General features: G+C 63.8%; 4 protein-coding genes. 2 read left to right on the top strand and 2 right to left on the bottom strand.

The window, feature by feature from the left end; translation table 11 throughout:
- Positions 1 to 179 precede the first annotated feature (179 nt).
- Entirely contained in the window at positions 180 to 2,120 is a 1,941-nt protein-coding gene (locus NUV89_RS27185; RefSeq protein WP_257783743.1) for a TonB-dependent receptor domain-containing protein, read from the top strand.
- Here the strand turns inward: NUV89_RS27185 and NUV89_RS27190 are convergent.
- Entirely contained in the window at positions 2,117 to 3,436 is a 1,320-nt protein-coding gene (locus NUV89_RS27190) for an ATP-binding protein (RefSeq protein WP_257783746.1), read from the bottom strand. The genes NUV89_RS27185 and NUV89_RS27190 overlap by 4 nt on opposite strands.
- Positions 3,437 to 3,456: 20 nt before the next feature.
- Entirely contained in the window at positions 3,457 to 4,200 is a 744-nt protein-coding gene (locus tag NUV89_RS27195; RefSeq protein WP_257783744.1) for a response regulator, read from the bottom strand.
- Between the two features lie 179 nt (positions 4,201 to 4,379).
- On the opposite strand from NUV89_RS27195, the gene NUV89_RS27200 reads away from it, so the two are divergent.
- On the top strand, positions 4,380 to 5,246 hold the full coding sequence (locus tag NUV89_RS27200) for a pirin family protein (protein WP_257783745.1): 867 nt from the start codon (positions 4,380 to 4,382) through the stop codon (positions 5,244 to 5,246).
- The last annotated feature ends 72 nt before the right edge of the window (positions 5,247 to 5,318 follow it).

The raw sequence follows: 5,318 nt of genomic DNA on the forward strand, positions 1-5,318 counted from the left end.
TCAGTCAGAACATCAGTGGCTGACACACTGCATTCGCGAGCAAGCCCGCTCCCACATTTTGATCTCCATATGACTTTGGAGGGGGCGGGGCGTCATGGGGTGATGTCACACTTTGTCCAAGTTATCCGGCCCTGGATGATTACGATTCTCTTTTGAGTCCACTCCTAAGGTCCCCCTCCATGCTTCCTGCTTTTCGCTTCACCCCCTTGGCGCTGCTGGTCGCCGGCAGTTTTAACGCCTATGCCGACGAGCCCGTTGCCCTGGAACTCAACGATGTGGTGGTCACGGCTGCCGGCTTTGCGCAAAGCGTGGAAGATGCGCCGGCGTCGGTCACGGTGATTGATGGTGAAACCCTGCGCCGCAAGTCCTACCGCGACTTGGGCGACGCGGTGCGAGATGTGGAAGGGGTGACGGTCAACGGAGGCGCCAATGAAACGGACATTTCCATCCGTGGCATGCCGGCGGATTACACCTTGATCTTGGTCGATGGCAAACGGCAGAGCGCGCGTGAATCGCGGGTCAACGGCAACAGCGGCTACGAGCAGAGTTTTGTACCGCCGGCCGCCGCCATCGAGCGGATTGAAGTGGTGCGCGGGCCGATGTCGTCGTTGTACGGCTCGGATGCCATCGGCGGGGTGATTAACGTGATCACGCGCAAGGTCTCGCCGACTTGGGGCGGCTCCATCGGCTATGACTATTCCGCGCGCCAGCACAGCGACCAGGGCAATGCGCGCCAGACCCAGTACTACCTCAGCGGCCCGCTCAAGGAAGACGTCCTCGGCTTGCAGATGTGGGGCCGTTACCTCGACCGCCAGGCCGACGACGACATCGAGCAAACCAATGGCTTCAGCAACGCCGACCACCGAGACCTCACTGCGCGCCTGGCCTTCACGCCGTCCATCGACCACGACATCCTGTTGGAAGCCGGCGCCACCCGCCTGAAAAACGGTGACGGCACCAGCGCCAACTGGGCCACGCGCGAGCAGGAGAACAACCGCGATCACTGGTCGCTGTCCCACCAGGGGCGCTGGGCCTGGGCCACGTCGGACGTCGCGCTGTCCCAGGAAACCTCCAGCCGCGAGGGCAAGGCCACGCCGGCACAAACCGATATCTACGGACGCAAGCCCGAGATCAAGAACACCGTGTTCGACGCCAAGCTGGTGGTGCCCACCGCGCATAACGTCAGCACCGTCGGCCTGCAATGGAACAAAAGCGAGCTGACCGACTGGAACCAGGGCCTCGGCGACCGTGTCGACTACACCTTCTCCGTCGCGCAAAAAGCCCTGTTCGCCGAGAACGAATGGTCGGTCACCGACACTTTCGCCCTGACCACCGGCCTGCGCCTGGACGAGCACGAAGAGTACGGCGCCCACATCAGCCCGCGGGTCTACGGCGTATGGCGCGCCAGCGAGCAGTGGACCCTCAAAGGCGGCATCGCCCGTGGCTTCAAGGCGCCGGAACTGCGCGCGGTGGTCGCTGATTACGCCTACCTGCGGCGCAACCGCTTCGTGATGTTCGGCAACCCCGACCTCAAGCCCGAGACCAGCACCAACTACGAAATCTCGGCGCTGTGGAGCAACCGCGACAACCTCTCGGGCGGTGTGACGCTGTTCTACAACGACTTCCAGGACAAGCTCTCCACCGTCACCACCGACCGTATGTGGAATGGCTACACCGTGATGGAGCGGGTCAATGTCGACAAGGCGATCATCCAGGGCGTCGAACTCAACGGCCAATGGGACATCAACGACCGCGTGCTGCTCAAGGCCAACTACACCTACACCGATTCCGAACAGAAAAGCGGCGCCAACAAAGGCGCACCGCTGGCCCTCACCCCCGAGCAAAAAGCCAATGTGCGCACGGAATGGAGCATCAACGACCGCACCCAGGCCTGGGCTTCGCTGAGCTACTACGGCGAGGAAACCGGCAACACCCTCACCACTGAAAAGCCGGCGCCGGGCTACACCACGGCGGACCTCGGCGGTTCGTTCGACGTGACCGACTCGCTGACCCTCAACGCCTCCCTCAACAACCTCACCGACAAGCGCCTCGACGATGAAACCTACGGCACGGTGAACTACGGCCGCACGCTGTGGATGGGCGCCACGCTGAACTTCTAAAGCGCGGCGGGCAAGCGCACCACGGCGCACAGGCCGGCGGGTGGGCGATTCTCCAGCACCAGCTCGCCGCCATGGGCCTGGATGCACGAGCGTGCAATCGCCAGGCCCAATCCCACACCGCCGTCGCTGACGCCGCGTTGCACAAAGGGCTCGAAGACTTTGCTCAACCAGTCCTCGGGCAAGCCGTGGCCGTGGTCGAGGATCTCGATACGCAGCCAGCCATCGTCCTCGCGGTGCAGGCTAAGGCTGGCATCGCCGGCGTGGTGCAGGGCGTTGTCGATCAGGTTGGTCAGGGCGCGTTTCAGCGCCAAGGGGCGACAGGTCAGCAGCAGCGGCGGCGCGCCGTGCCAGGTGACGGGCTGTTGCAGGCGCTGATAACGCTTGGCCAGGTCATCCAGCAAGCCGCTCAGGGACAGGGTGGTAGTGGCTTCCTGCACCGCATCATCGCGCACGAAATTCAGAGTTTCGCGCACCATCGCGCTCAGTTCGCCGAGGCTTTCCAGCATGTCATCGCGGGGCTCGCCGGGTTCCAGCAGTTCCACTTGCAGGCGCAGTTCGGTGATCGGCGTGTTCAGGTCGTGGCTGACCGCTGCGAGCATCCGCGTGCGGCCTTCGACATGCCGCGCGAGGTTGGCTTGCATGGTGTTGAAGGCGGCGGTGAGGTCGCGGGCTTCCTGCGCGCCGGTTTCGGGCAGCGGGGCGATCCATTCGCCGCGGCTTACGCGCTCGGTGGCCTGGGCCAGGGTTTTCACCGGGCGGACCACGCGGGCGATAAAAAACATCACGATCAACAGCACCGGCAGCGTGGTCACGGGCAGGCTGTAGGCCAATACGCGGTCCCATTCATAGGCGCCGGCGGGGTATTGCACGGCGTTCAGGTAACCGCCGTTGGGCAACGGGATGCTGCTGCGCAGGCGCAACGGCGCCCAGCCAGCCGGGCTGAACACGTGGGTGCGGGCGTTGGCGCCACTGATGCGTTCCAGCTGCATGCCGAGGCTGGCGGCGTTGTCCAATTGCAGTTGGCTGCGCAGTTCGCGGGCCAGGCGTTGTTCTTCCGGGCGCAGATCAAACGGTGGGACTTCCGGCGTGGCGGCGATCCAGAAACGTGTGTCGCCCGTGCTCATCGCCTGCAGCAGGTGTGCGGTTTCAGTCGGCGGCAAGTCGATGGCCGTGTGGTGGGCGATGCCCAGCCGTTCCAGGCTGAAACTGCGGGACAGCGGGTGGATCAGGCTGCCGGTGCGTTGCAAAAACAGCATCGCGATGGCGTTGGACGCGAGCAACGCCAGCAGCAACAACAGGCTCAGCTGCCGCGCCAGGGTGCGCGGCCACAGCCGGCTCAGGGCGTGCACGCGCTGACCTCGGCGGCCAGCAGGTAGCCGCCGCCCCAGATGGTGCGCAGCAGGTCTGGCGCGGCATCGCCCTGGGCCAGCTTGCGCCGCAGGCGGCTGACCTGGCGGTCGATGGCGCGGTCGCTGACGTCGCTGTCGGCGGCGGCGGTCAGGTCGATCAGGCGTTCGCGGGGCAGCAGGCGGTTGGGGTGGTCGAGGAACACTTGCAGCAGGCGGCTTTCGGCGGTGCTCAGTTGAATTACCGGGGTGTCTGCGCGGGTCAACGTCGCACTGGCGACGCTGAAATGCCAGCCGGCGAACTGGTACGCGCGTGTGCCACTGTTGGGGGCAACGGGCGCGGTATTGCGGCCTTGGCGGCGCAACACGCTGTTGATCCGCGCCACCAGTTCACGCGGTTCGAAGGGCTTGGTGACGTAATCGTCGGCGCCCAGGTCGAGGCCGCGAATGCGGTCGGCGGCGCTGTCGCGGGCGGTCAGCAGGATCACCGGGGTATTGCTGCGCCGGTGCAACTGGTTGCACAACTCAAAGCCATCGCCATCCGGCAGCAACACGTCGAGCACCACCACATCGAACGCCTGGCTTTTGAGCAACTGCCACATGCCGGCCGCGTCTTCGGCGGTGCGCACCTCGAAGGTGTGGCGGCGCAGATAGGTGGCCAGCGGTTCGCGGATTTTGCGGTGGTCATCCACCACCAGCACGCGCGGTGCGACAGTTGCTGCGGCAAACGGCATTGCAGCCCTCGGTGGGTTGAGCGTGAGAGGGCGGATATTACTACGAGTCATTATCATTAACGCGGATTTGTCGTGAGGTGCCGGCATGTCGTTCTATCAGTAGAACGATCAAGGCCGTTTTTGCCGTCTAGCGCATTATTGTTATCGGATTTAAGGTGTATCCACTTTGGAGGAACACCATGAAAAAACTCATCGGCATCTACACCAGTCCACGCGGCCATTGGGTCGGCGACGGTTTCCCGGTGCGCACACTGTTTTCCTACGACAACCTAGGCAAACACATCAGCCCATTTTTGCTGCTGGACCACGCAGGCCCGGCGGATTTCACCCCCACCGAGGAGCGTCGCGGCGTAGGCCAGCACCCCCATCGTGGGTTTGAAACCGTGACCATCGTCTACGACGGCGAAGTCGAACACCGCGACTCCACCGGCGCCGGCGGCATCATCGGCCCTGGTGACGTGCAATGGATGACCGCTGCCCGCGGCATCATCCACGAAGAATTCCACTCCGAAGCCTTCGCCCGCAAAGGCGGTGCGCTGGAGATGGTGCAACTGTGGGTCAACCTGCCGGCAGAGGACAAAATGGCCGATGCCGGTTACCAGACCATCGTTGACGGCGATATTCCCGTGCTGCCGCTGGCCAACGCTGCCGGGCAACTGCGCCTGATTGCCGGTGAATTCGCCGGCACCAGAGGCCCGGCACGGACCTTTACGCCAATCGACGTGTGGGACCTGCGCCTCAACGCCGGCAAACCCGTGACCCTGGACCTGCACGCCGGGCGCAACACCGCGCTGGTGATCCTGCGCGGCACGGTGCTGGTCAACGGCGAGGAAGTCGCGCGGCAAGGGCTGCTTGTGTTGTTCGAGCGCGATGGCAGCCAGATCAGCCTGGAGGCCAACGACGATGCCAAGGTGCTGTTGCTCAGCGGTGAGCCGATCGATGAACCGATCGTGGGGCATGGGCCGTTTGTGATGAATACCGAGCAGGAAATTCATCAGGCGTTCGAGGACTTTCACTCGGGCCGGTTTGGCCAGATGCACGATTAAAGGTCGAACACAAAAACCAATGTGGGAGCGGGCTTGCTCGCGAATGCGGTAGCTCAGTCAGAGCATCTTTGA

The sequence above is a fragment of the Pseudomonas sp. 18.1.10 genome, from assembly GCF_024655625.1.
Taxonomy (GTDB): Bacteria; Pseudomonadota; Gammaproteobacteria; order Pseudomonadales; family Pseudomonadaceae; genus Aquipseudomonas.

Excerpts from the sequence above, each read along its gene's own strand:
- NUV89_RS27185 (WP_257783743.1), top strand. The coding sequence starts at position 180 with ATGCTTCCTGCTTTTCGCTTCACCCCCTTGGCGCTGCTGGTCGCCGGC.
- NUV89_RS27195 (WP_257783744.1), bottom strand. The coding sequence starts at position 4,200 with ATGCCGTTTGCCGCAGCAACTGTCGCACCGCGCGTGCTGGTGGTGGAT.
- NUV89_RS27200 (WP_257783745.1), top strand. The coding sequence starts at position 4,380 with ATGAAAAAACTCATCGGCATCTACACCAGTCCACGCGGCCATTGGGTC.